The organism is Candidatus Bathyanammoxibius amoris (assembly GCA_024451685.1).
Lineage (GTDB): Bacteria > Planctomycetota > Brocadiia > Brocadiales > Bathyanammoxibiaceae > Bathyanammoxibius > Bathyanammoxibius amoris.
On sequence record JAMXCW010000004.1, the window covers coordinates 1 to 20,467 of the forward strand.

17 protein-coding genes are annotated in these 20,467 nt (G+C 53.7%); 5 read left to right on the forward strand and 12 right to left on the reverse strand.

Translation table 11 applies throughout. The annotated features are described in order from the left end of the window. From NOU37_03520 to def, 5 genes are all read right to left on the reverse strand, one after another. The coding region (locus NOU37_03520) for a hypothetical protein (protein ID MCQ4574305.1) at window positions 1–598 on the reverse strand (598 nt) is incomplete at its 3' end. Between the two features lie 141 nt (window positions 599–739). Continuing rightward, entirely contained in the window at window positions 740–1,147 is a 408-nt protein-coding gene (locus NOU37_03525; GenBank protein MCQ4574306.1) for a hypothetical protein, read from the reverse strand. A gap of 73 nt (window positions 1,148–1,220) precedes the next feature. After that, on the reverse strand, window positions 1,221–1,700 hold the full coding sequence (locus tag NOU37_03530) for a DUF116 domain-containing protein (protein MCQ4574307.1): 480 nt from the start codon (window positions 1,698–1,700) through the stop codon (window positions 1,221–1,223). A 74-nt stretch (window positions 1,701–1,774) separates the two neighbouring features. Continuing rightward, window positions 1,775–2,740: a methionyl-tRNA formyltransferase gene (gene fmt / locus NOU37_03535; GenBank protein MCQ4574308.1), complete on the reverse strand. Its 966-nt coding sequence runs from the start codon at window positions 2,738–2,740 to the stop codon at window positions 1,775–1,777. A 57-nt stretch (window positions 2,741–2,797) separates the two neighbouring features. Beyond that, window positions 2,798–3,319 carry a peptide deformylase gene (gene def, locus NOU37_03540; protein ID MCQ4574309.1) on the reverse strand — a complete coding sequence of 174 codons (522 nt, stop codon included), beginning with the start codon at window positions 3,317–3,319 and terminating at the stop codon, window positions 2,798–2,800. Window positions 3,320–3,555: 236 nt separating this feature from the next. Between def and rpsT the strand changes: the two genes are divergently transcribed. From rpsT to NOU37_03565, 5 genes are all read left to right on the forward strand, one after another. After that, complete coding sequence (gene rpsT, locus NOU37_03545) at window positions 3,556–3,855, forward strand: 30S ribosomal protein S20 (protein MCQ4574310.1); 300 nt, start codon at window positions 3,556–3,558, stop codon at window positions 3,853–3,855. A 330-nt stretch (window positions 3,856–4,185) separates the two neighbouring features. Next, window positions 4,186–5,418, forward strand: coding sequence for an aspartate kinase (locus NOU37_03550; protein MCQ4574311.1), 1,233 nt, complete (start codon window positions 4,186–4,188; stop codon window positions 5,416–5,418). Between the two features lie 175 nt (window positions 5,419–5,593). Beyond that, complete coding sequence (cimA, locus tag NOU37_03555; protein ID MCQ4574312.1) at window positions 5,594–7,192, forward strand: citramalate synthase; 1,599 nt, start codon at window positions 5,594–5,596, stop codon at window positions 7,190–7,192. Continuing rightward, window positions 7,189–9,867, forward strand: a complete 2,679-nt coding sequence (locus NOU37_03560; GenBank protein MCQ4574313.1) for a valine--tRNA ligase — start codon at window positions 7,189–7,191, stop codon at window positions 9,865–9,867. The genes cimA and NOU37_03560 overlap by 4 nt, the downstream gene beginning before the upstream one ends. After that, complete coding sequence (locus tag NOU37_03565; GenBank protein ID MCQ4574314.1) at window positions 9,864–11,198, forward strand: SUMF1/EgtB/PvdO family nonheme iron enzyme; 1,335 nt, start codon at window positions 9,864–9,866, stop codon at window positions 11,196–11,198. The genes NOU37_03560 and NOU37_03565 overlap by 4 nt, the downstream gene beginning before the upstream one ends. A gap of 15 nt (window positions 11,199–11,213) precedes the next feature. Here the strand turns inward: NOU37_03565 and NOU37_03570 are convergent, their stop codons facing one another. The 7 genes from NOU37_03570 to NOU37_03600 all read right to left on the reverse strand — a co-directional run bounded on the left by NOU37_03570 (window position 11,214) and on the right by NOU37_03600 (window position 20,027). Next, window positions 11,214–11,996, reverse strand: a complete 783-nt coding sequence (locus tag NOU37_03570; protein ID MCQ4574315.1) for a tetratricopeptide repeat protein — start codon at window positions 11,994–11,996, stop codon at window positions 11,214–11,216. Between the two features lie 130 nt (window positions 11,997–12,126). Further along, the gene (locus NOU37_03575; GenBank protein MCQ4574316.1) at window positions 12,127–12,957 is read right to left on the reverse strand and encodes a tetratricopeptide repeat protein; all 831 of its coding nucleotides are present in this window, start codon (window positions 12,955–12,957) and stop codon (window positions 12,127–12,129) included. A 53-nt stretch (window positions 12,958–13,010) separates the two neighbouring features. Further along, window positions 13,011–15,740, reverse strand: a complete 2,730-nt coding sequence (locus NOU37_03580; protein ID MCQ4574317.1) for a tetratricopeptide repeat protein — start codon at window positions 15,738–15,740, stop codon at window positions 13,011–13,013. Next, a complete protein-coding gene (locus NOU37_03585) occupies window positions 15,737–17,065 on the reverse strand; it encodes an HD domain-containing protein (protein ID MCQ4574318.1) in 1,329 nt (442 codons plus the stop codon). The genes NOU37_03580 and NOU37_03585 overlap by 4 nt, the downstream gene beginning before the upstream one ends. A gap of 18 nt (window positions 17,066–17,083) precedes the next feature. Next, entirely contained in the window at window positions 17,084–18,505 is a 1,422-nt protein-coding gene (gene murD, locus NOU37_03590) for a UDP-N-acetylmuramoyl-L-alanine--D-glutamate ligase (GenBank protein ID MCQ4574319.1), read from the reverse strand. A gap of 6 nt (window positions 18,506–18,511) precedes the next feature. Continuing rightward, window positions 18,512–19,456 (reverse strand): orotidine-5'-phosphate decarboxylase, encoded by a 945-nt coding sequence (gene pyrF / locus NOU37_03595; GenBank protein ID MCQ4574320.1) that lies wholly within the window; start codon window positions 19,454–19,456, stop codon window positions 18,512–18,514. Between the two features lie 7 nt (window positions 19,457–19,463). After that, window positions 19,464–20,027 carry an aminodeoxychorismate/anthranilate synthase component II gene (locus tag NOU37_03600; GenBank protein MCQ4574321.1) on the reverse strand — a complete coding sequence of 188 codons (564 nt, stop codon included), beginning with the start codon at window positions 20,025–20,027 and terminating at the stop codon, window positions 19,464–19,466. Window positions 20,028–20,467 lie beyond the last annotated feature (440 nt).

Consider the following 20,467-nt stretch of genomic DNA (forward strand, 5'->3'; position numbering starts at 1 on the left):
CCTGCGCCGGGTGATTGTGGACGCTTGCGGGGTCCGCCGGGTCCTGCGCCGGGTGATTGTGGACGCTTGCGGGGTCCGCCGGGTCCTGCGCCGGGTGATTGTGGACGCTTGCGGGGTCCACCGGGTCCTGCGCCGGGTGATTGTGGACGCTTGCGGGGTCCACCGGGCCCTGCGCCGGGTGATTGTGGACGCTTGCGGGGTCCGCCAGGTCCGGCTTGTGATGGTCCACCAGGCCTCTGGGGTCTGTCCGATCTGTCCACCCTGTCCGGTCTATTCCCACTATCCCCTCTACCAAGTCTATCTGCACTGCCCGGCCTGTCTCCCCTCTCACCCTTATCAGGTCTGTCCTGTCTATCTCCCCTCTCACCCCTATCGGGCCTGTCCGGTCTATCTCCCCTCTCACCCCTATCGGGCCTGTCCGGTCTATCTCTCCTCTCCGGCCTATCAGGTCTGTCCGGTCTGGTATTCGGTGACCTGGAACTATCGGGCATCTGGGGTCTATCCGGCCTCTCCCCCCTATCGGGCCTGTCCGGTCTATCTCCCCTCTCACCCCTATCAGGCCTGTCCGGTCTATCTGGTCTGTCCTGTGACGAAGCATTTGTATCCGCCGGGTACAATTCCTGGGTCGCCGCGGGTGCAGGAAACGAAAGGAGAAATAGGGCCGCTAAGGCGATGACAATGTGTTTCCGCATTGTTTCTTACCGTCCATGAAATTACGCATGCAGCGTAGTCCCTGCCGTTAGTCTTTCAGGCGCTGCAGCTGTTCGGTCAGCCTTTCAATTAACGCGTTAAGTTTTTCGCGTGCGCTCTCGCTCAGGTCTCCAAGCTCTTCTTTCATCAGTTTACGCATGTTAGTCAGGTCTTTTTCCAATTGTTTGCGCATTTTTTCCCGTTCGACCTTCCGTTTGGCGTGCTTCTCGGTGCGTGTGGCGTCTCGCTCCTGCCGGTGTTTGGTCCTGAGTTCTTCCATCTCTGTCTGGTGTTTTGTGCGCATCTCGCCCATTTCCTGCTTGTGCCGTTCCTTGAGGCCGGCCTTGTCTACCTTTTGAGCCGAGGCTTCCGGTGCGGGTTTTTCCTCTTCCGCCAGGGCTGCAACTGACAGGGTAAGACAAAGTGCCGCCAGCACAGGTATCATTAGTTTATACATTAACTTTTACCTCTTTCATGAGTTAAGGGAATGAAATACACGGGTTCCTGCCAGGGATTAGAAATTGTACCAACTATGATTTGGATGGTTCTAAAGTCGACTCTTCCAGGAAATTACGAACACTCCGCTCTACGTCTTCCATGGTCACGTCGGTATCCTTACAGTACCCATGAGGCCTCAGGTTGGGTACCGAGACAATAGCCTTAGGGAACGCGGCCATTAGTCCTATACGCAGTTCCTTCTCGCACGCTATGGCTATCACACCGCGGATTTCGTCAGACTTGACCCTCTGCAGTGCGGCCCTTCCCCCGGTAGCCACGGCCAGATGGACACCGTATTTATCGGATAAAGCTATTAGATCCATTACCTTACACTTACCGCAGCGCTTGCACTCTGCAAGGTCGAGGGTTATCTTCTGCGGACACTTTGACCACTGGATGCAGTGTGGAAACATTATCAGGAGGCTGGAGGGTGGGCACTTAGAGCCCTTCAACCTCTGCAGCATGTTGCTCAGAGAGACAAACTTGCCGTCCAGTACCTCACCAATGCTCATATATCTTTCCCCTTCGAAATTATAGGACTTTTATGCCATTTTATATGGGGTGTGGTGAAAGTCAAGGATGTTTATTACGACACAAAGCACTCACCTTCAACCACATGGTGCCCCAGCAGGTATTCCCGTGCCGTCATCTCCCTGCCGCCCTCCGGCTGGAGCCGGGTTATCCATAACGAGCCTGCCCCCGCGGCTACCTGTATGCCCTGGTCTGACGTGCCAAGTATGGTACCCGGCCTGCCGGGTTCTCGTGACTCGTTTTTGGCCTCTACGCGCGAGCGCAGGACGATGAGCCTTTTCTTCGGCCTGCCCCCTTTACCGGGGAGGAAAGCAAAGGCACCCGGCCACGGGTTCATCCCACGGACAAAATTATGTATATTTTCCGCTGGCTGGTTCCAATTGATGAGGGCATCTTCTTTCTTTACCCGGCGTACGTAACTTGCCGATTCTTCCCGTTGAGGGGTACAGGATACCGTCGAGTCTTCGTAGGTGTCGAGTACCCTTATCAGGAGGTCACCGGCTACCACGGCAAGTCTCCGTTCCAGCTCCCCGGCCGTTTCATCAGGCCCTATCTCCACCACTTCCTTGTCGATAACGTCCCCGGTGTCTATTTCATATGCCACCTTTTGCGCCGTAACGCCCGTGACCTTTTCACCGTCTATGATGGCCTGTGCGATGGGTGCGGCCCCACGATATTTGGGCAGTAATGAGGCATGGAGGTTGATGCAGGCAATCCTTGGGATCTTGAGGAATTCCCGTGACAGCTTTTGGCCGAATGCGACCACAACGATGAGGTCCGGAGCAAGGCCCTCAAGCGTCCGGATCGTACCCTGCTCATTGACGCTCTCGGGCTGGATTATTCTGAGACCGAGCTCTTCGGCCAGCTGTTTTACGGGCGGGGGGAACGTGTGCTGGTGGTGCCGTCCCCTGGGCCTGTCCGGCCGGGTAACTACCGCAGTGATGCGATGTCCGGGGGTACCGGCAAGGCGTCTGAGCGGGGGCAATGCGAAGTCAGGCGTTCCCATGAAAACAACGTTCATTTGCTGAAAATTCTCCAGGACGGGGCACAGACGGCAGGGGGTTGTTAGTGGGGCGGTTTAAAGCCTTTGGGTGCTGGCGGTCTCTTCTTTGTAGATCGTCTCCAGTTCCTTGATTCTCCTCGAGTTTGCCACACTGCCGGCAGGGGTCATCCTGTCAATAATCAGCCTGCCGTTGAGGTGGTCTATCTCGTGCTGCCACACCCTTGCCTCAAGGCCCTCCGCCTCCATCTCCAACCTCTCACCTTCAAGATTGTACGCAACTACCCTTACCGTTTCAGACCTTGCTATGTTTCCGAACACGCCGGGCAGGCTCAGACAGCCCTCCTCTTCCAGCGACGCGCCCTCCTCATGCGTTATGACAGGGTTTACGAAGACGCTCCCGCCGGTCTTTTCGCCGGAGGTGTCTTTCACCAGCAGCCTTACGGGCCAGCCCACCTGCGGGGCGGCAAGCCCCACCCCTTCAGCCTCGTACAGAAGCCGGAGCATCTCCTCGGCCTTTTTACAAACCTCTTTGGTTATCTCTTTTACGGGCCCGGCCTTCCGGCTCAGCCTGGAGTCAGGGTAAAGTAGTATCTTCATGCTCTGTTTAAAGGAATTTTATGGGCAAAAAAGCCTGGGACAACCTGATACCAGAGAGTCCCTGCTAAAAACCAAGTATAACAGCCACTTGATAGTTCTGCAAGGGGCAGGGGGCAGCCACTTGCTTTTTACAGCGGTGGCGAGCCGGTGAGGCGGCCTCCAAAGAGTTATTTCTGTTGACAGATGGTTTCACGTCTAATAAATTATACTGTTTTCATGTTTCTTGGGAGGAGACTATGCCACAAAGACCAACGGCAAGCAAGAGCCTGAGACAGAACGTACAGCGGCGGGCGCGAAACCGCACGGCAAGGTCTGCACTCAGGACGCAGTTGAAGAAATTTGTTACGGCCGCTGAAACAGGAAACGTAGATGCGGCAAAGGAAGAACTGCGCCTTACCATCAGGGCGCTGGACCGGTCGGCAGCCAGAAACCTCATCAAAAAGGGCACGGCTGCGCGTCAAAAATCCCGCCTTACCATAAGACTCAGCAGGCTTGTGGCCGGAGAGGGCAAAAAAGCCTCAGAGACCGGGAAGTAACTGCCAGGCAAGACCGTGCAAACGTCATTATGTCATTCTGAGTTTTTTGAGCGAAGAATCCAGGTAGGGGCACGTTGCAACGTGCCCCTACGATTAGATTCATTTTTCTCCCTTAGAATGGTCCGCCACAGGTGTAATTCTTCATAATTATTCTGGTAACAGTCTGGCAGGGTAGCGGCAGGGTAGCGCGGAAGTTGGGAAATCCATTAACTAACCCTGCCAGGGAGGCTGTTAGCAACGACAAAGTCTATCAAATCTGTCTTGACCGGTAATCGGGTATTGGAGTAACGTCTCTGAGCTTTCACGATTTTTAAAGGCATGAATTAAGAAATGGGATTAACTGTACAGAAATTTGGCGGCTCATCCGTTGCCGACGCGGAGAAAATTAAGGCCGCGGCCCGGAGGGTGGTGCAGTCCTTCAGGGAAGGTAACCAGGTGGTGGTGGTCGTGTCGGCCCGCGGGGAGATGACCGACGAGCTCTTCGGGCTTGCAAAGGAGATAACAGAGAAACCTTCGTCCAGGGAACTTGACACGCTGGTCTCCACCGGTGAGCAGGTGTCCATCGCGCTAATGGCTATGGCCATACATGCCCTGGGCCACGACGCCATATCGTTTACCGGCGCGCAGGTAGGTATAGTCACGGACGGCTACCACACCAACGCCAGAATACTAAAGATAGACACAAAGAAGATAAAAAAGGAACTGGACAGCGGTAAGATCGTGGTGGTGGCCGGATACCAGGGGGTAGATGCCTACAAGAACATCACTACCCTGGGCAGGGGCGGCTCGGATGCGACTGCCGTGGCGCTTGCGGCGCTGCTGAAGGCTGAACACTGCGACATCTTTACGGACGTGGATGGTATATATACGGCAGACCCCAGGATAGTCCCTGAGGCGAGAAAGCTGGACAGGATATCGTACGGTGAGCTCCTCGAACTGGCCAGTATGGGCTCTCAGGTGATGCAGGCCCGTTCCATAGCGTTTGCCAAGAAGTACAACGTACCGTTGAGGGTGAGGTCGTGTTTCAACAACTCAGAGGGAACCATAATATGTCAGGAGGTTAAGGAAATGGAAGAAATCGTGGTCAGCGGTGCCACGGTCACCAAGGACGAGGCCAAGGTGGTTATCAGAGGCATTCCGGACCGGCCCGGGCAGGCCGCCGGGGTATTTAGAGAGATGGCACGGAACAACATTAACGTAGACATGATAATCCAGAACATAGGCTCCCGCGGCCTTGCTAACATTACCTTCACCGTGCCGAAGGCGGAACTTGACGCGGCAATGGAGGCGGTACGCAAGTTACAGAAAGAGGAGGGGTTCGCTGAGGTCCATGCCGACAGCAAAGTGGCGAAGTTGTCTGTGGTGGGCATAGGCATGCGGAGCCACTGCGGAATTGCCGAGAAGATGTTCCACGCACTTGCGGAGGAAAAAGTAAACATCCAGATGATAAGCACTTCAGAGATAAAGATCTCATGCATCATTGACGAGGCGCAGGCGGAGCGGGCGCTGAAGGCCGTGCACAAGGCATTTGAACTGGAAAAGACGGGAAAAACAGCCGTATAGCTGGGACTTTTAAGTCTGTGAAACACTGTGTTCCTGATTTTAGTGGAAGTTTATTTGAAAGAAATGTAGCGTCGGGTCTCCGTACCCGACGCGGGACGTCCGATACAGAGGTCGGACGCTACAGTAAGGTTTCGCCTGGTGCATTTGTATACGTATAAAAAGAGTGTATAAAAAAATGAAAAAAATCATCGTTTACGACACAACACTGCGTGACGGAAGCCAGGCCGAAGGGGTCTTCTTCTCTCTGCAGGACAAGATAAGCATCGCCCTGAAGCTCGATGACCTGGGGGTGGACTATATCGAAGGCGGTTACCCCGGCTCTAACCCGAAGGACAGGGACTTTTTCAGGGATATCGCGTCCAAAACGCTCTCTAACTCCAAAGTCGTCGCGTTCGGCAGCACACGGAGGGGGGATAAAAATGCCGAGGCAGACCCCGGTTTGCAGGCCCTGCTTAAGGCCGAGACCCCTGTGGTTACCATTGTGGCCAAGGGCTGGGACCTGCACGTCAAAGAGGTGCTGCGAGTGTCTCCGGAAAACAATTTAAATATGATATCGGACACCGTCAAGTTCCTGAAATCCCACAACAGAGAGGTATTTGTGGACATCGAGCATTTCTTTGACGGATATAAGTCAGACGCCAAGTATGCCCTCAAGGTAGTGAAGACTGCCGTATCCTCGGGTGCCGATGCCATCGTGTTGTGTGACACCAACGGTGGCTGTCTTCCTTCTGAAATATCATGGATGGTAAAGAAGGCGAGGGGTGGTGTGAAGGTCCCGTTAGGCATCCATACCCATAACGACTGCGACCTGGCAGTGGCCAATACACTGGCGGCCGTGGAAGCCGGAGCTACACACGTACAGGGAACCATAAACGGGTTTGGTGAGAGGTGCGGCAACGCCGACCTATGCTCAATCATCCCCGTCCTTACACTGAAACAGGGTCTAACGTGTCTGGACGAGGGAAAGCTGAAGAAGCTTACCGAGGTCTCGCGCTACGTGAACGAGGTGGCGAACCTCGCCTCCAGGTCCAACCAGCCGTTTGTGGGCGTCAGCGCGTTTGCCCATAAAGGCGGCCTGCACGTGGACGCAATCACAAAAAACCGGCAGACATACGAGCACATATCCCCGGAGGTAATAGGAAACGAGAGACGTATACTCATCTCCGAGCTCTCCGGGAACGCCACCTTGCTGGCCAAAACGGCTCAATACGACATAACCAAAAACAAGGAGACGATGAGGAAGATACTGAAGCAGGTCCAGGACCGTGAGAACCAGGGTTATCACTACGAGTCGGCGGAGGCGTCATTCGAGATACTGGTAAAGAAGGTGCTGGGGAGGTACAAGCGCTTCTTTGACACGGTAGGCTTTCACGTCACCGTAGAAAAACACGATGGCGCGCCGGTAACGGTGGCGACCGTCAAGATTAGTGTGGACGGCGTGGAGGAATTAACCGCGGCAGAGGGGGATGGCCCTGTAAACGCTCTGGACGGAGCACTGAGGAAAGCGCTGAAAAGGTTTTACCCGGAGCTTAAATGGCACCTGGTGGATTTCAAGGTCAGGGTCATCAATCCAAAAGACGGCACCGCCGCAAGGGTCAGGGTAATCATTCAGTCCCAGGACGAACAGGACATCTGGGGTACGGTAGGCGTCTCCGAGAATATCATAGAAGCCAGCTGGGAGGCCCTGGTAGACAGTATCGAGTACAAGCTCCTCAAGGACCAGGAAAAGACAACCCGGCGGCCGGCCGCGGCGCTAAAGAGCAGACAGCAATGACAGGTGCTTCTCTGGCCCCGAAGTACGACCCCAAGGAGGTAGAAGACAAGCGGTACAGCTTCTGGGAAGGACATAACTACTTCCACAGTGAGCCGGACCCCGACAGAAAGAGTTTTACCATTGTCATCCCGCCGCCCAACATCACCGGTGCCCTCCACATGGGCCATGCCCTCAACACCATCATCCAGGACGTACTCATCAGGTGGAGGAGGATGGACGGTCACAACGCCCTCTGGATGCCCGGTACCGACCATGCCGGCATCGCCACACAGAACGTCGTGGAGAGAGAGCTCATACAAAAGGGGCTCAACAGGAAAGAGATGGGCCGTGAGAGGTTCCTCAAGGCCGTCTGGGAATGGAGGGACGAGTACGGCTCCACCATCATAAAGCAGCTAAAAAAGCTCGGCAGCTCCTGTGATTGGGAGAGGGAGCGGTTTACAATGGACGAGGGCCTTTCCGCAGCCGTTAGAGAGGCCTTTGTACGGCTGTGGGAAAAGGGGCTGATATACAGGGGCAAATACATCATTAACTGGTGTCCCAGGTGCCAGACGGCACTCTCAGACGATGAGGTGGACCACGAGACCCATGACGGGCACCTCTGGTATATCAAGTATCCCTTCAGAGACGAGAGCCACCTGAACATGATTGTGGCCACGACAAGACCGGAGACCATGCTGGGCGACGTGGCCGTGGCAGTAAACCCGGAAGACGGGCGGTATAAGGACTTCGTTGGCGAGACACTCGTGCTGCCCGCAATAGGCAGGGAGATACCGGTAATTGCAGATGTTATGGTGGATAAGGCGTTTGGTACAGGAATCGTGAAGATAACCCCTGCCCATGACCCTAATGATTTCGAGATGTCACTCAACCACGGGCTTGAACCCATCGTGGTTATGGAAGGGGATGGGACGATGAACAAGAATGCCGGCGAATATGCCGGCATGGACAGGTACGAGTGCAGAGAGGCCCTTATAGAAGACCTGAGACATAAGGAGCTTATCGCCAAGATTGAACCGTACACCCATTCCGTGGGACACTGCTACAGGTGTCACACGGTAATCGAACCCCGTCTATCCGACCAGTGGTTCGTAAAGATGAAACCCCTGGCAGAGGCTGCCATAAAGGCCACAAACGACGATTTAGTCACATTCTACCCGGCCAGGTGGACAAAGGTGTATCTGGATTGGCTGGAAAACGTCAGAGATTGGTGCGTCTCGCGGCAGATATGGTGGGGCCACCAGATTCCCGCGTGGCACTGCAAGGATTGTGGAGAAATTAACGTCTCAAGGGACACGCCGACCGGATGCTCCAAATGTCAGGGTACAAATCTCGACCAGGACCCTGACGTCCTGGACACGTGGTTCAGTTCCGCCCTTTGGCCGTTTTCTACCCTCGGCTGGCCTGAAGATACGCCAGAGCTGGGAAATTACTACCCCACCAGCGTGCTGGTGACCGATAGGGGGATAATATATTTCTGGGTGGCCAGAATGGTGATGATGGGACTTGAGATGCTTGGTTCTCCGCCGTTCTCCAAGGTATACATCCACGGCACCATACTGGATGAACTGGGCAGGAAGATGAGTAAATCAATGGGCAACGGCATAGACCCTCTGGACATGACAGGGCGCTACGGCACCGATGCGGTAAGGATGTCGCTCCTGCTCCTGACCACCGAGGGCCAGGACATAAAGCTCTCAGAGAGTAAGTTTGAAATGGGCAGGAATTTCACCAATAAGATATGGAACGCAACCCGGTTTATACTGATGAATCTGGAGGGCCAGACACCTCCGGCCCTTTCTACCGTAAAAGACAGTCTGAGTTTTGAGGATAAATGGATACTGAGCCGGCTCAATCTGACGATCAAAACTGTAACCTCAGAACTGGAAAGGTTCAGGTTCAACGACGCGCTGAGAACGGTCTACGAATTCTTCTGGCATGAGTTCTGTGACTGGTATCTTGAGATAGTAAAACCGAGGCTCTATGAATCCGCCGGCCAGGAAGAAGAAGAAGATAAGACGGTTGCTCAGACGGTACTTGTCCACGTCCTGAAAGATACGGTGAAACTGCTCCACCCCTTCGCGCCCTTCCTTACCGAGGAGATATGGCAGGGCCTGCGCGAGAACCTCGATAAAGGCGCTCGGCTCGAAGAAGGCGTAATAATCGCCTCATGGCCAACGGCTGAAGCCCAAGACCATAACACAGAAACGGCCATGGAGTTGCTGCAGGAAATAGTACGGTCGTTGAGGAATATACGGCGAAACCTGGACATACCGGACAGGCAACCCCTCTCGGCCTCGATTTCTACACGCACGCCGGATAGTGTGCAGATGCTGGAACGACACTCGCAGTTTCTGAGGAAGATGGTCATCCTTAAGGATTTAGAGATAGGACAGGACATAGCCAAGCCTCCTTCATCTGCCAGTGCAGTGGTGGGACAACTCCGGCTGTTTGTCCCCCTGTCGGGGATAATAGACATTGAGGCCGAAAGAGAACGCCAGCAAAAGCGTATCACAGAGTTGGAGTCATACCACCGGAAGGTCGTGCAAAAACTATCCAACAAGAATTTTGTAGAAAAGGCACGGCCTGACGTCGTTGAGAAGGAACGGTCGCGGGAGACAGAACTCTCTGAACAGATAGGCAAGCTCAAGCAAACACTTACGGAGTTAGAGAGATGAACAGATTGTCAGGCTTTCTCTTCATCATGGTTTACATCATGCTGGTCGTTTCCGCACTATCGGCGGGCGAAGAGGTAAAGATATGCCCCAAATGTAACGCCACGTACCCCGCGGAGGCCGGCTTCTGTGCTGCGGACGGCACAGCGCTGGTTGAACAGGGGGTTGTGCTTCAGTGCCCGAAATGCGGGAGGATGGGAAGGACGGCCGAGATATTCTGTCCACTGGACGGCGAGAAATTAAGGCCGGCAGGAGAAAGGGTGCGGGCACAAAGAGCCCGTGACGCAGTGTTGGCCACACAGCACTATAAAGAAGGAAACAGACTGAGCGACCAGCGTGATTATGACAAGGCCCTGGAAGAATATCAGGAGGCGGAAAGGCTGTATCCTGACCTCCCTGAATTGCACCACAATATGGGCTGGGTCTACAGCAAACTGGGCAGGCAGAAGGAGGCGGTGAAGCACCTGCGAAGATACATTATACTAAATCCAGACGGGGAAGACTACATCGAGGTCCTTTCGTATATTACCATAATGGAAAAGTCAATGGCCGCAAATAAGGAAGGGGAAGAAACCCGGATACAGCGTGACGAGGCGATGAAAAAGGGTCTGGAAGAGGGCCGGGACAAATTGGACATGGTCCTGATACCCGCCGGTGAATTTATCATGGGGATAGAGAACCAGAGGGAAGACTCCAGACCTGCACATACCGTCTACCTGCCGGCCTTTTACATAGACAGGTATGAGGTAACAAACGCTCAATACTACGAGTTTCTAGAATATATGAAGAAGACCGGCGACCACAGCAAATGTCATAAAGACGAATCCCCGGGAAAGGACCACACCCAGAGGGAGTGGAAAGACCCTTACTATAACAACCCTGAGTTTCCCGTATCCCGGATAGATTGGTTCGACGCCTACGCGTACACTGCCTGGGCGGGTAAGCGGCTGCCTACGGAGGCGGAGTGGGAGAAGGCGGCCAGGGGGCCGAACGGCAACTGGTGGCCGTGGGGAAACGTCTGGGACCCGAACAGGTGTAACATGGGAGACGAAGCAAAACCCGTGGGGAGTTACGAGGCAGGCAAAAGTCCATACGGGTGTTATGACATGGCGGGGAGTGTGGCGGAGTGGGTGGCCGACTGGTATGACCCTTTCTATTACCCGACGAGTTCATCCAGTAGTCCAAAAGGGCCGGAGAAGGACTTGAGGAAGTGCGTCCGCGGGGGTTCACGCTACGGACGCGGCTTCCTGCTGAGGACCACCTACAGGAAATCAGAACAACCGAACTTGCACAACAAGGCCATCGGCTTCCGTTGCGTCAAGGACCCTGCATGAGAATCTTGAGTCTTATCACTCATTCAACGCCCTGACAAAACACTCTTCCGCTTCTTCGTGGCGTCCCATCTTCTCCAGCACCACTCCTTTATTCTGCCATGCACTCTTGTTATCAGGGTTCTCCTTGAGCACCACATCGTAACACTCCAGCGCCTCTTCATACCTTTCCAGTCCCGTAAGTGCGGCCCCCTTGTTGTTCCAGACGGCGTTGAACCTCGGGTTTATATCCAGGGCCCTTTCGTAGCACACCAGGGCGCTTCCATACTTCTTCAACTGGACATAGATGTTTCCCTGGTCGTACCAAATAGTGGCGTTACCGGGGTCAAACTCAATCGCCTTGTCATAACACTCCAGGGCATCGTCGTATCTCTTCAGACTCTCGAGAACCTGTCCCTTATTGTACCAGGCATGACTGTATACGGGGTCTAACTCAATCGCCTTATTATAAAATTTCAAGGCCTCTTCATGTCTGTTCAGACTGTCCATTACATTGCCCTTACCGTTCCAGGCAAAGGTGTATTTCGCATCTAACTCGATGGCCTTGTTATAACACTTCAGTGCCTCTTCATACCTCCCCAGGCCATACAGCACGTTGCCCTTGCTGTTCCACGCGTCGACGTAGTCCGGTTTTAACTCAATGGCTCTACTATAACATTCCACGGCATCCTCCAGATCGCCGCGCCGGACAAAATCGTTTCCCTGCACCAGGTACGCCTCGGCCTCTCCCGCATACGCAGTATGACATCCGGACCACCCCGATTGATTAAACCCTGCCGTCAGGTATGTTGCAATAAACATACAACTGAACAAAATGCAGCCTGTCAGCCTTTGATTAAAAACCCGTGTGAACAATTTTTCTGCTCCTAACTGGTGCAAGCGAAAGAATATAAGCGGCCTTTCGCACACCTCCTGCCATTTAACGCGCACATCACCCCCCATGATGTCCTGAGTTTACTTCCTCGTGCTCTTTGAGACATTCCCTCGCCTCCCCATCACGGCCCAATTTCTCCAGCATGTGGGCCTTTTCGTGCCATGCATCATCAAAGGACGGCTCCAGTTGAATCACCATATCATAATGCTCCAATGCCTCCTCGTACCTGTTCAGTTGATTCAGCAGGGTCGCCTTCTCATAGAATGACGCAATAACCTCAGGACCCGCAACCTCTATGGCCTGATCATAACACTCCAGCGCTTCATCGTACCTCTTGAGCGCAGAGAGTGCACTTGCCTTCCCTAACATGGCGTTGACAAAGTTAGGGTTGATTTCTACGGCCTTACCGTAGGCGTCAAGCGCTGCGTCATGCCTCTTCATATTGAACAAAATATTTGCCTTATTGAACCAGATATAATCATGTTTTGCCTCGACTGCCAGCGCCCTGTCTATGGACTCAAGTGCCTCGTCGTTCCTGTTCAACTGGGTAAATACGTTTGCCCTTCCACTTAACGCATGGACGTCGTCCCGGTTTATCTCCAGCACCTTGCCAAAACACTCCAGGGCCTCATTATACCTCTTCAGTATGCTCAGGGCATTGCCCTTGTTGTTCCACGCATGCGCAAACCCGGGGTCGGCGGCAATCGCCTTGTCGTAGTACTCAACGGCTTCCTCATATCTGCCCTGTGCGGACTTGTTGTTCCCAAAAATGTACCATTCTCTGGCATCTCCGGCACGGACTGATGTCTGGAGCGACATAATAACGCCCAGGCTGAATAAGGCCGATACTACGATGCGGGTACAGCGTCTGTGCAGGGAAGCCGTCATGTCTTTTTCCTCCATATGCATCGTTACAACCTTCCTCCGTAAAACTCTATGACCTAGCCCTTGCTCCCAATCTTGGGGTCTAATTCCAGCGCCCTGGCATTGCACTTCTCGGCCTCGTCCCGGTTGCCCATAACGTCAAGTATATTGCCTTTAGCATACCAGGCCATGGCCGATCTGGCGTCGGCGCTAATTGCACTGTCATACGCCGCGACGGCCTCGGTGAACCTGCCCAGCGTGCGCATGACGTCGCCCTTTTTGATCCACGCTCCGACATTTTCAGGATCAATTTCCACGGCCTCGTTGTAAGACCTCAAGGCCTGAACGTATCTGTGCAGCCCCAGAAGTGCGTTCCCCTTGTGTAGCCACATCTCCGCATAATCCGTGCCATCCGCTCCCCCCGCCGCATACACTCCCCTCATCGCTTCCTTTCCTTCCAGAGCCGGGTTGAGCACGTCAAGGGCAACTTTATATCTATGTAACCCATTCAGCGCGCGAGCCTTGATATTTAACATCTTATCCCCGCCAACGCGTGGTGCCGACGGGTCTTTGACAAGGTCTTCAATCGTCTTTTTCTGTTTTACCTCTTGCCTTGACTCCATATAGGTGAATATAGGCTTCTTCGCGGGAAGGGGTTTTGAGGTCTCGGCAATAACCAGCAATACGTCCTTGTATTTCCCCTGGTCAGCCAGGATTTTAGCCTTGGTCCGGATGAGCTCCACATCCCTCGGATTAATCTCCAGCGCTACGTTAACAAGTTCTTTTGCATCCTCACTTCGTCCTATTTTGTGTAGTACCTGCGCCTTGTCACACAGTATGTCGACGTCCCTGGGATTGAAATCCAGGAGCCTGTCGAAGCATACGATGGCCTCTTTATACCTGGATAAGGCTACCAGAATGTCGCCCCTGTTGGCTAGAGCAGTCAGGTCTGCCCGGTCTATCTCCAGGACCTTGTCAAAGCATACAAGGGCTTCCTCCATCCTGCCCAGTTCCTTCAGGAGCATACCCTTGCCGAACCACGGGCCTGTAAGGTCGGGGTTTCTTTCAATGGCCTTGTCGTAAAATGCAATCATCTCCGCCACGTCTTCCGCTTTACTCCTGTCCCCCCCTCTTCCCGACACCCTCACGCGTGCGCCTCTGACGGTCAATTCATGTGCGAGCCTCGAATCCAGCCCCAGGGCCCTTTCAAAGGACGCGTTGGCCGCTCCCTCATTTCCCAGCCTGTTCAGGGCGACACCCCTGTTACTCCATATCTGGGCCACATCCTCTCTAATCTCCATTGCGGCATTAAAATATCCCAACGCCTCCTCGTATTTCCCCTGCACCAGCATTACCTCCCCCCTGGCATTCAACATCCAGATGTCTTCCGGATAGAACTCCAGGAATTCGTTAATGGAGTCCAGGGCCTCTTCGGCCTCGCCCATCTTGGCCAGGGCTACGGCCTTGTTGCTCCACCCTCGTGAAAGGCTGTCATCAATATCAATCATAGCCTCAAAGCACTCCAGCGCCTCCGCATTTTTGTTAAGCCTCACCAGGGCCTGCCCCTTGCCGTCCAACGCGTCTATGTCATTGGGGTTGAACTCCAGTACACTGCTGAATGATTCGGCGGCGTCTCTGTACATGCCTTGTGCGCTGCTGGTAACGCCTTTGTTGTACAACGCCAGGATATTGTCCTCATCGAGCAGCAGCACCTCATCAAAACACCCAACGGCCTCTCCCCACCTGCCCAGTTTATACAAGGCAACCCCCTTGTTACCCAATGCCCTTATATCCCGGGGGTTTATCTTCAGTGCCATGTCAAAAGACGTTACGGCTTCTCTATATCTACCCAGTTTGCTTTGGGCCAGGCCCATATTATACCAGGCCTCGTAGAGTGTCGGATATATCCGTATGGCCCTTGAGAAGAAGTCTATTGATTCCTGGTACTCGCCGCCCTCGCTGAACGTTAAACCTTCTCTAAGCCACTCTTCCGCATATTGTTTTACAACATCTTTACTCCCTTCGTAAGACTCGTAAATCTCTACCATCGTGCCAAAGGCCTCCACGGCCTCGGCGTCCTTATTCATCTTCATCAAGACCGTTCCCTTCTCGTACCACGCATTAGTGTAATAGGGGTCCAGCTCCAATACCCTGTCAAACAGCACGACGGCCTCTTTATACATCTCTTCCACAGACTTGAAATCCTCTTTGCCATTGTCTTTCATACTTCCGCCAGCCTCCCGGCGCGTGGCCTGCGCGGAGACGGCAATGCCTTTATTGTACAACGCCAGTACATTGTTCCCGTCGGATGCCAGCACCTCACCAAAACACTCAATGGCCTCTTCCCACTTTCCCACCTTGACCAGGGAGACTCCTTTGTTAACCAGCGCGTCAGGGTCCTCCGGGTCAAATTCCAGCACGTGGTCAAAAGACGTTATGGCCTGTCCGTATCTGCGCAGTCTATTTTGAACAAGCCCCAGATTGTACCAGGCCTCATAGAGTTCCGGGTCCGCGCGTAACGCCCTTGTTAAGAAGACTAATGACTTATCGAGCTCGCCCTTTTCCCGCAGCGTTAATCCTTCACTGAGCATCCCGCTTGCATATTCCTTGAAAATATCATTACCGCCTTTATAGACCTTATATTCAATTGGAGGCAATTCCATTACCTGCGAAACATCGAGCTCATCTGCGTCCCCTGTTGACAGCTCCTCTTCCCATACGACTTCCACGTCCTCCGGTTGAGCCACGGCAGGGACTGAGCACCAACCTGAAACGAGAGCCGCGAGCATTAGCAGGAGGTAAATCATACCCTGGCCCCCCCTGTTAATTCTCTAGCCCTCTCAACGGCCTCTTCCCGTGTGTGGACCTTTCCCTCCAGTTGTTCATCATAGACCTGCGTAAGGATTTTGGAAAAAATAGGGCCCGGCTTCAAATCCATCGCTATGAGGTCGTGGCCGGTAAGGAAGTGCCGGGGCTTTAGTTCTTCTTCCCTGAATTCTTCGCGCATACGCTGGCAGTAATTGTAGTCGGTGAGGTCGCCACTGCTGGCAAGCGCGTCTGCCCTGCTGACCTCGGCCAGGAGGGGATAATCCTGGTGGGACAGCAGCCTCTTCAGCTTGCTCAGCCTCATCTTCCGGGCGTCTTTAAAGACCAGATGCTTCTTGACCAGCCATTTTATCTTATCCTTTTCCTCCCCGGACGTTCTCAGGCGGTCACAGATATCTCCCGCCATATCGGCCCCCACTGATTCATGGAGGGGATAACGTATCCTGCCGCCTTTTTCTTCCATGGTTGCGGGCTTTGCCACATCATGAAGGAGCGCGCCCATCGCAAGCACCCATGACGGTGACCTCAGATGTGACACGGTGAGCAGCGTGTGTACAAACACGTCGCCTTCGGGATGGAGATTTTCCGGTTGTTCAACGCCTTTCATGACACTTACTTCCGGAAGTATATGCTCCATAAGCCCTAGATCGTCAAGCAGTTGTAAACCTCTTTTCCTGTTCTCGTCCAGGAGTATCTTTTGCAACTCCTCCCGTATCCTCTCCCAACTAACGCCCAGGATTTTCCCGGCGTTTTCCTTGATGACATCTCTGGCCGACTCCTCTATCTCGTAGCCAAAACGGCTGGCGAAACGCGCGGCGCGTATCATGCGGAGATGGTCCTCGGAGAACCTGTCCGAGGGGTTTCCTATAGCACGCACAATCCTTAGCTTTATATCCTTCCCGCCATCAACAAAATCCAGTATTTCGTCCCTGACGGGGTCGTAAAACATACCGTTAACGGTAAAATCGCGCCTGCGGGCATCGGCTTCCGGTTCAACGAACTTGACACAGTCCGGGTGGCGGCCGTCGGAGTAAGGACCTTCGGTGCGAAACGTGGCCACCTCATAGTTAAAACCCCCGGCAACCACTACGACCACACCGAACTGCACCCCCACGGGGACGGTCTTCTCGAAAAGGGCCACCACCTCTTCAGGATGCGCGCTGGTGGCTATATCGTAGTCGGCCGGTTTTATACCCATAAGCATGTCACGGACGCAGCCGCCGGCAAAGAGGGCCTTGTAACCCCTTTCCTGCAGGCGCCTGACAAGCCCGACCGCTACCTCTTTCTTTTTGTCCTGATAGCTCATACCCAAACAAGCCCGTTCTCATTTAGCCTCAATCGCTTGAACCAGGGACTTGAACTGCCTGCCCCTCTCCACAAAATTGACAAACATATCATAACTCGCACATGCGGGTGACAGTAATACAGTGTCCCCGCTTTGAGACGCAACCCCGGCAGACCTTACCGCTTCTTCCAGGGACGGTGCAAAGAGGACTTCAGGGGTATCCCTGCCGTCTTTCGCCCGGTTAATCAATTCCCCGATAGTTTGTGCGGTTTTACCTACAAGTATAACACATTTGGTGTGCTTCGCGCATTCTTCGGCAAAGTTGTCAAACGGCACCCCTTTGTCATAGCCACCCGCAATTACCACTACCGGGGTTTCAAAGGCCCTGATGCCGGCGATAGCCGATTCGCATGTGGTAGCGATTGAATCATTGTAGTAGCGCACCCCGTCTATCTCACGAACAAACTCCAGCCTGTGCTCAAGGCCGGAGAATTCTTTCAACGCGGCGTCTATATGTTTACCGTCCGCGTCCATCAGGAATGCCACGCAGGAGGCGGTGAGGATGTTTGCCACGTTATGTGCGCCGGGAATTTTTACCTCGGAAAGGGCGGAAACCTCTGCCTCTCTTCGTCCTCCCCCGCCCAGACGCAGACGAATCTTCCCGTCCTTAAGGGAGGCCCCGTCTTCGACGGCCTCTTTGGTGCTAAACCAGCAGACCTTTGCCCCGGTCTCGGCGGGCCATTTCCTGAGTTCCTCGTCATCAAGATTGAGGACACAGTAGTCGTCGGGGCCCTGAAAGTGGATTATACTCTTCTTTGCCTCTATGTATTCCCTGTAGCTTTTATGCCGGTCCAGATGGTTTGGCGCTATGTTCGTAACGACACTCACGTGAGGAGACATCTCCAGCTCCCCCAAGTCCTCCAGTTGGAAGCTGGAAAGCTCCAGCACGACCACGTCGCCTGCGTCTATTTCGTCCACGTGCTCAAGGAGCGAATACCCGAGGCCGATATTGCCTCCGACCCATACCTTGCGCCCCTGATGACGAAGCATCTCGCCTGTCAGCGCGGTCGTGGTCGACTTGCCCTTCGTCCCCGTCACACCGATTATAGGGGCACGGCAGAGTTTGAAGAACAGGTTCATCTCAGTCTCAAGGGGAACGTTACTGTCCCTGGCAATCTGTAAGAATCTGGAATCCTTCGGCACGGCTGGGTTTACCATCACCATATCCACGTCTCTAAAGTCGTCTTCCCTGTGCCCCCCAAGGTGGAGTTCCATGGGCGGTGCGTCTGGCGTATCCAGTGAGGTTAATGAGCGGGCCAACTGTTCCTCCGTCTTCAGGTCTGTGACGACGAGTCTGGCCCCCCGGCGTCTCAGGTAGCGGGCAAGGCCGGCACCCCCGCCAAAGAGCCCCAGGCCAAAAACAGTTATCTTTTTGTCTCTGAACATCTTATCGTCCATCATCCATCCTCACCACACCGCGCCAGTCGCGCGGGATATGTCCCGCCGCATCCTAATGACCGCGTCCTCAACCGCCCTCTCCCAGTCCTTCGCCCCATATCTTTTTTTCCATGACGGGTTCTCATACGCAAAGATTATTGACCGGGAGGAACTGATAATGACCCCGTAGCCGTTAGCGTCAAAGTAATGCCGCATGTCTTCGGCCTTCGCGCCCTGAGCGCCGTAACCCGGCACAAGAAAGAAGGCCCGCGGCATAAGACGCCTCAGGCGCTTCCCCACGCCCGGTGAAGTCACGGCCACTACCGCACCCACCGCGCTGTAACCCGACTTACCCACCAGACCACTACCCCAGTCATTCACCTTCCTGGCCACAAGCTCGCAAAGCCTCTCCGCACCACAGCGTCTGTCCTGAAAGTCCTTCGAAGAAGGGTTGGTACTCTTGACAACGATGAATACACCCTTACCATTGGCCTTTGCCATTTTGAGGAAAGGCATGATACTGTCCGACCCGAGATAAGGGTTGAGCGTAACGGCATCCACGCCGTATCCCTGAACCGTGGAGCCGTCTATGTCCATCTCACCCAGGTGCGCGCGCGCGTAGGCCTCCGCAGTGTGTCCAACGTCGCCACGCTTTATGTCCCCAATGACAAGAAGCCCTTTCTTCAGTGCAAGGCGGACGGTCTTCCGGTAGGACTCAATTCCATGCGGGCCAAGGGCCTCGTAAAATGCGATTTGAAGTTTTACCACACCCACATGCGGGGATATGACGTCCAGGACGCGGCGGTTGAATTCGAGGATGGCCCTGCCGGCCCCCTTGAGATTTTTTCCGAAACGCTTGAAGTTTTTGGTCTTTATCTCAGGCGGCAACGATTGAAGCTGAGGGTCCAGACCCACTACTGCCGGGGTACCCTTCTCTTCAAGTGCTTCTATAAGCCGGTCGCTAAAACTCTTCAAAGTCCCTTCAAAGCTCAAAGAAATTACGTATTATCTTCGGCCCCACTTCAGTTAGGAAAGATTCCGGGTGAAACTGTACCCCCTCCAGTACATATTCTTTGTGTCTCAGCCCCATTATCTCGTCCTCGTCAGCCCTGGCCGTCACCTCCAGGCAATCGGGCAAGCCATTCTCCCCCACTATGAGGGAGTGATACCGTGTAGCCTCAAAGGGATTGGGCAGTCCCTTGTAAACACGCTTTCCGTCATGATGTACCATGGAGGTCTTTCCATGCATTAACCTGCGGGACCTCACCACCTCGCCACCAAACGTGTGGGCGATACACTGGTGCCCCAGGCACACCCCCAGTATCGGCACCTTCCCGGAAAAGTGCCTTATTACATCATTAGATATACCGCTTTCCTTTGGCGTGCACGGGCCGGGGGAGATAATTATGTGGTCCGGCGACTTACCCTCAATCTCTTTGACAGTAATCTTGTCGTTCCTGAACACCTCTACCTCCCTGCCCAGCTCTCCCACACACTGGACCAGATTATAGGTAAAGGAATCGTAGTTGTCGATTACGAGAACCAACTTAAGCCCTTAGTTTAAAAGACTGTAACCATCATCAGATTACTAAGATACTAACAAAAACACGGTTGGATTTAAAGATAAATAGGTTATGTGTTGTCAGCATCGTTATCCTCATTATTTATAATATAAACGGCTAGGATTGGCCTCTTTGAAACAGCCTTATTTATTGTCAAGAAATCATCAAATAAACACTCCAAACTGCCCTCAAGAGGTACACCTCCACCGGAGCTCTGGGACAGCTTACACGATAGCAGATTGTATAGAAAGTCTTTTAGGACGTGTAAGGGGAAATCTGGTCATGCACGGATTTGCCGGTCAACAAAAGGTTTTCCTCTGAGCTCATAAGGGGTTTGCCGCAGGTATGTTATGATGTTTGGAATGGTGAATACTACTGGGCAGCACCAAGATATGTGGTAAACTTATAGATTAAGGCTACTTTT

Bases quoted from the DNA above. Each gene is read 5' to 3' on its own strand.
- fmt (MCQ4574308.1), bottom strand. From the start codon at position 2,740: ATGAACGTTGTTTTCATGGGAACGCCTGACTTCGCATTGCCCCCGCTC.
- NOU37_03580 (MCQ4574317.1), bottom strand. From the start codon at position 15,740: ATGATTTACCTCCTGCTAATGCTCGCGGCTCTCGTTTCAGGTTGGTGC.
- NOU37_03530 (MCQ4574307.1), bottom strand. From the start codon at position 1,700: ATGAGCATTGGTGAGGTACTGGACGGCAAGTTTGTCTCTCTGAGCAAC.
- NOU37_03525 (MCQ4574306.1), bottom strand. From the start codon at position 1,147: ATGTATAAACTAATGATACCTGTGCTGGCGGCACTTTGTCTTACCCTG.
- NOU37_03565 (MCQ4574314.1), top strand. From the start codon at position 9,864: ATGAACAGATTGTCAGGCTTTCTCTTCATCATGGTTTACATCATGCTG.
- NOU37_03560 (MCQ4574313.1), top strand. From the start codon at position 7,189: ATGACAGGTGCTTCTCTGGCCCCGAAGTACGACCCCAAGGAGGTAGAA.
- rpsT (MCQ4574310.1), top strand. From the start codon at position 3,556: ATGCCACAAAGACCAACGGCAAGCAAGAGCCTGAGACAGAACGTACAG.
- def (MCQ4574309.1), bottom strand. From the start codon at position 3,319: ATGAAGATACTACTTTACCCTGACTCCAGGCTGAGCCGGAAGGCCGGG.
- NOU37_03570 (MCQ4574315.1), bottom strand. From the start codon at position 11,996: ATGTTTATTGCAACATACCTGACGGCAGGGTTTAATCAATCGGGGTGG.
- NOU37_03575 (MCQ4574316.1), bottom strand. From the start codon at position 12,957: ATGACGGCTTCCCTGCACAGACGCTGTACCCGCATCGTAGTATCGGCC.
- NOU37_03550 (MCQ4574311.1), top strand. From the start codon at position 4,186: ATGGGATTAACTGTACAGAAATTTGGCGGCTCATCCGTTGCCGACGCG.
- cimA (MCQ4574312.1), top strand. From the start codon at position 5,594: ATGAAAAAAATCATCGTTTACGACACAACACTGCGTGACGGAAGCCAG.
- NOU37_03585 (MCQ4574318.1), bottom strand. From the start codon at position 17,065: ATGAGCTATCAGGACAAAAAGAAAGAGGTAGCGGTCGGGCTTGTCAGG.
- murD (MCQ4574319.1), bottom strand. From the start codon at position 18,505: ATGATGGACGATAAGATGTTCAGAGACAAAAAGATAACTGTTTTTGGC.